General features: G+C 65.8%; 3 protein-coding genes. 2 read left to right on the top strand and 1 reads right to left on the bottom strand.

From position 1 onward, the window contains the following. On the bottom strand, nucleotides 1-1,963 hold a 1,963-nt coding region (locus tag QZ847_RS11665), incomplete at its 3' end, for a TonB-dependent receptor (protein WP_294356667.1). Between the two features lie 133 nt (nucleotides 1,964-2,096). On the opposite strand from QZ847_RS11665, the gene QZ847_RS11660 reads away from it, so the two are divergent. Together QZ847_RS11660 and QZ847_RS11655 are read left to right on the top strand one after the other, a co-directional pair. Then, nucleotides 2,097-4,316 (top strand): beta-glucosidase, encoded by a 2,220-nt coding sequence (locus tag QZ847_RS11660; protein WP_294356665.1) that lies wholly within the window; start codon nucleotides 2,097-2,099, stop codon nucleotides 4,314-4,316. A gap of 480 nt (nucleotides 4,317-4,796) precedes the next feature. Then, nucleotides 4,797-5,578, top strand: a 782-nt coding sequence (locus QZ847_RS11655) for a hypothetical protein (RefSeq protein ID WP_294356663.1), incomplete at its 3' end; no start/stop codon positions are given.

Below are 5,578 nucleotides of genomic sequence, written 5' to 3'. Positions count from 1 at the left end.
CGAAATAGCAGGCGACGTTGTAATTGCCGTATTCGGTGTCGAGGTAGGTAACGCCGCCCGACAGCGTGACGCCGCGCGCGGGGCGCACCGATGCCTCCGCCTCGATGCCGCGGGTCTTGAGCGTGCTAGCATTGCCGGTACGGAACGAACCGAGCCCGCCATTCAGCGCCGGATCGAACACCTGCGCCTGAAAATCGCGGAAGTTGTTGATGAACCCGGCGAGGTTCAGGCTGACACGGCGGTCGAGCAGGTCGAACTTGCCGCCCACCTCATAGGCGTCGACTTTCTCGGGATCGACGTCGAACGCGACGCCCGCGGCCGAGCTGACCGCTGGGCCTTTATAGCCGCGTGTGTAGGTCGCATACAGGTTCGCGGTCGGCGCGAGCGCGTATTCGATGCCGCCGCGTGCGGAGAAGCCGTCGGCGTTGCGGTCGCGATTGATCGGCGCGGGCAGCGCACCGATGCAGCCCCGCCCGCCGCTCAGCGCGAAGACGATCAGGTTGCACACGCCCGGCGCCTGCGTGACCGTGGTGGTCGAGTTGATCTCGTCGCGCGTGTAGCGCCCGCCCGCGATCAGCTTCAGCGACGAGGTCAGGTTGAAGGTCAGCTGCGCGAAGGCGGCGTAGCTGTTGGTGCCATAGTCGAAGTTCGACTGCCCCTGCACGGGCGAGAGCCGCACCGCGGCGGTGGCAGGAATGATGCCGAACGTCCCCGCCTGCAGGATCTGCGCGTCGATGTGCTGGCGGAAGTAATAGAGCCCCGCGGTATAATCGACCGCACTGGTGCCGTTGTTCGACACGCGCAATTCCTGCGACAGCTGATAGGATTGCGAATTGGCGATGTTGGTGTCGAAGAACGGCACCGGCGTCTGGTCGACATCGTTGTTCGCGCGCGCGTGCAGGTCGCGGTAGGCGGTGACCGAGGTGACCGTCAGCGGGCCGGCGTCGTAGCTGGCCGACAGTTGCGCACCGAAGCTGCGTTCGTCGCGCAGCACGTTCGTGCTGCCGATCGCGGTCCTGTTGTTGGTCGGCGAGGCGACGACGCCGAGCGCGGTGTTCTGCGCGCGGACGAAATTGGCGGGGGCGAATTGGCGGAGCTGCGGCGGGATCGGCGTCGAATCGTTGCCACCGAAGTTGCGGATCGTCGAATAAGCCTCGATCCCGCTGTTGTTCTGATAATCGACGATGGCGTACAGGCTCAGCCGGTCGGTCGGCTCCCACAACAGCTTGCCCGTGCCGAAATAACGGCGGACGGGATCGAGCCGGCCGGGACCGACGAGCTCGGTCGAGGGCTTCTGATACTGGTAGCCGCCGACGACGCGCAGCGCGGCCTTGTCGCCGATCGGCAGGTTGACCACCGCCTGCGACTGGACCTGATCGCGGCTGCCGGCCTGGACGCGGCCGTTGCTGCTGAACTCGCCCAATTGCGGACGATTGGTCGTGATCGAGATGAGGCCGGCGGTCGTATTCTTGCCGAACAGCAGCCCCTGCGGCCCGCGCAGCACCTCGACCCGCTCGACATCGGCGAGCGAATTGAGCGGTACGTAGCGCGGCAGCGTGATGTTGACGTCGTCGACCGCGATGCCAACGGCCGACTCGATGCCGTAATCGAACGAATTTGTGCCGACGCCGCGGATCGCGAAATTGGGCACGCCCGGCGTCGCGGTAAAGTTGAGGCTGGGCGCGCGCTGCGTGATGTCGGCGAGCTGGTTCGCGCCCGTTTCGCGGATCGACTGGCCGTTCACCACGGTGATCGCGATCGGCACGTCGCGTAACGACTGCGCGCGTCGCTGAGCGGTGACGATGATGTCGCCGCCGGTTGCAGTGCCATTGTCAGCTGCGGCGGTTGCCGGTGCGGTCTCGGTGCTGGCGCTCGGGCTGGTGGGCGGCGGCAGCGTCTGTGCCGCGGCCGAGGTACCGATCACCATCAAGCTGCTGCCTGCCAGCAGTGCCAATCCGCGCATGTGCTTTTTCATCCTCGCCTGGTCACGCGGTTTTCGCCGCTTGACAGGGATCATGCTTGTGAAGAAACATACTGTCAAGCATGCACGTAACAAATATAGATGACATAGGCGTCATCCTGGGGGAGCGTTGAGGATGGTTCGGCAATTTCTGATATACGCCTCGGCGTCGACCTTGGCGGCACTTGCACTGCCTCCCCTCGCCACCGCGCAGCAGCGCGCGCCTGAGCGGCCGAGCGAGAACGCAAACGCGCGGGCGAGTGCGACCGAGCGCGCGATGCGCCCCGACGAGCGTACGACGCTGACCCACGGGCTTTGGGCGATCCCGCTGATCCCCAACGTGAAGATCCCGGCCGACGCGATCACGGGCGCGGGCTACGTCGCCGGCATCCCGCGGCTGGGCGTCCCTGCGCTCAAGGAAACCGACGCGAGTCTGGGCGTGTCGTACATCGCCGGGTTGCGGGGAGATGGCGCGACGGCGCTGCCATCGGCGACCGCGATGGGGTCGACCTGGGACGCCGACCTGATCCGCCGCGGCAGCGCGATGATCGCCGCCGAGGCGCGCGCCAAGGGCTTCAACGTCCTTCTGGGCGGCGGCATCAACCTGATGCGCGATCCGCGCAACGGCCGCACATTCGAGTATTTCGGCGAGGACCCGCTCCATTCCGGCGTGCTCGGCGGTGCCGCAATCGCGGGCGTGCAGTCGCAGCACGTGCTGTCGACCGTGAAGCATTTCGCGCTCAACGCGCAGGAAACCGGCCGCCACGCGGTCGACGGCCTGCTCGCCGACGCCGCCTTTCGCATGAGCGACCTGCTCGCGTTCGAGATCGCGATCGAGCAGGGCAAGCCCGGTGCGGTGATGTGCGCGTACAACCGCGTCAACGGTTCAGCGGCGTGCGGCAGCGATTACCTGCTCGATAAGGTACTGAAGCGCGACTGGGCTTACCCCGGCTTCGTCATGTCGGATTGGGGCGCAGTGACCAACGTCGACCAGGCGCTCGCCGGACTCGACCAGCAATCGGGCGCGCAGATCGACAAGCAGATTTTCTTCGGCGCTCCCCTCGCCGCCGCGGCCGCAAGTGACCCCGCCTACGCCGCACGCGTCGCCGACATGAACCGCCGCGTGCTGCGCTCGATCTACGCGCTCGGGCTCAACGGCAATCCGCCGGTGCGCGGCGACATCGATGTCGCGGGCGATGCGCGCGTGGCACAGTCGGTTGCCGAGCAGGGCATCGTGCTGCTGCGCAACGAGCGCGCGCTGCTGCCCTTGTCGAAGGAGGTGCGATCGATCGCGGTGATCGGCGGCTACGCCGACGCGGGCGTGCTGTCGGGCGGCGGGTCGACACAGGTGCAGCCGATGGGCGGCCCCGCGGCGTCGATCCCAATGGGCGGCGAGGGTCCGCTCGCCAAGTACAACAACCAGACCTTCCACGGCACCGCGCCCCTCGCCGCGATCCGCGCGATCGCGCCAAAGGCGAACGTCACCTTCCGCAACGGCCGCTATTTGTCGGAGGCAGTTGCCGCGGCGAAGGAGGCCGAGGTCGCTATCGTGTTCGCGACGCAGTGGATGGCCGAGGGTGCCGACGTGCCCGACCTGTCGCTGCCCGACGGGCAGGACGCGCTGATCGCCGCGGTGACCGCCGCCAACCCGCGCACGATCGTGGTGCTGGAAACCGGCGGTCCGGTGCTGATGCCGTGGCTGAAGAACACGGGCGCGGTGATCGAGGCGTGGTACGGCGGCGTGCGCGGCGGTGACGCGGTCGCGGCGACCTTGTTCGGCGACAACAATCCGGCGGGACGCCTGCCGGTCACCTTTCCCGCCTCGCTCGATCAATTGCCGCGTCCCGCGCTGCCCTATGCCGGGCTGAGCGAAAAGCAGTTCGCGGCCGGGCTGGCAGCCGGCAAACACTATCCAATCGATTACAACATCGAGGGCGCCGATGTCGGCTACCGCTGGTTCGCGCGCACGGGTGCCACGCCGCTATTCCCGTTCGGCTACGGGCTCAGCTACACCCACTTCGACCACGGGTCCTTGAGCATCACCGCTGGCGCACAGCCGCGCGCGCGCGTGACGATCCGCAACACCGGCGCACGGGCCGGCAGCGATGTCGCGCAGCTCTACCTCGTCGCGACGCCGGCGGGAAAGACGCTGCGCCTGGCGGGCTTTGCCAAGGTCACGCTGCAACCCGGCGCCGCAGCGGCTGCCGACATCGCAATCGACCCGCGCCTGCTCGCCGTCAGCAAGGACGGGCGCTGGACGATGCCCGGCGGGCGCTACACCTTCGCGATCGGCCGGTCTGCGATCGATCTAGGTGACCGCGTGACCATCACCCTGCCCGCGCGCACTTGGCGTTAATCCCTCAGCGATCGATCGGCGTCCTCGCCCCCGACCATTTACCGCGAGGTGCCGTCCGGCTCCCACTTCCTTGCTGACGGCAGCGGCGGGGGCCCTGTTGCGGCGCCGGTCGCATCGCCGGATCACCTGCGCCGTCGCCACATCGAACCGCCTCGTCGCAGCAGATCCCGCGCTGGAGGGAAGCGCTTTCTCTCATGATCACGTCGGCGTTCCCGAAGCTAGTGGTGTTGCCGAGCAGGGTTTAGAGTCGAACGGCGCCATGTCTGTGATGTAAGAAAGTACGTGTGCTAGACTTGCCGACGGGCAGCATTATTAGACTTTGGTTGCAACGAAGCCCAGTGCCAGAATGGTATTACCACTCATTAACTAGGAAGCGCGATCCGGGTGATGTTCACATAGGTGGGTATCGCTATGAGCAATTTGGTTCGATTGACGCAGAGGTCAAATCGCCGCTGGCTTCGTAACACCACATGTTTAACGATGATGGCGAGTGCAGCTACGTTTCCGGTTGGCACATCTTCCGCCCAGGTACTTACCCTGAACGGTCTCTCAGACAATTTGAACGCGCTGACAACGACGGTAACTGCGCAGGGCGTGCAACTCACCGCAACAACTAATCTGGCAAATTCGCTCAACACGAGCGTCAACACATTGAACTCCACGGTCGCCACTCAGGCATCCGTGCTTCAGGCGGTACAGGCGACGACCAACGCCAACACAAGCAACCTTGCAACAGTTACGGCGTCGCTGAGCCAGCAGCAGGCCGAACTCACGGCAAACACGAGCCTGCTCAACGTCGTGAACTCGCAGCTGGGTACCCTGGGCTCGACGGTGACCAACCAGGCGACGACGTTGCAGGGCTTGCAGGCGAGCGTAGCGGGTAACATCGCGGACGTCGCTTCGCTCTCGGCGTCTGTAAACCAGCAGGGTGTGCAACTGGCCGCCAATGCCAACCTGCTCGGAACCGTTTCCTCAGGCCTCAGCAGCCTTGGCTCGACAGTCACCGATCAAGCAACCGCGCTTCAGGGTTTGCGAACCACTGTGTCGGGCAACGTTGCTGATCTCGCATCGCTGTCCGCAATCGTAACGGCGCAAGGGACACAGATCAGCGCGAACGTCGGCGCGATCGCTACGTTGCGCGATGGTGTCGGTGCGCTCACCGGCACGGTGACGGGCCAGGGTGCGCTTCTGCAAACCGTTCAGGGCAGTGTCGGAACGCTCACCAGCACCGTCGGCACGCTGGCCAGCGATGTTGCCGCAGC

This window comes from uncultured Sphingomonas sp., assembly GCF_913778135.1.
Taxonomy (GTDB): domain Bacteria; phylum Pseudomonadota; class Alphaproteobacteria; order Sphingomonadales; family Sphingomonadaceae; genus Sphingomonas.
Note: the sequence above shows the minus strand (reverse complement) of the source record. Positions and strands in the feature narration are given on the sequence as shown.

Bases quoted from the DNA above. Each gene is read 5' to 3' on its own strand.
- QZ847_RS11660 (WP_294356665.1), top strand. From the start codon at position 2,097: ATGGTTCGGCAATTTCTGATATACGCCTCGGCGTCGACCTTGGCGGCA.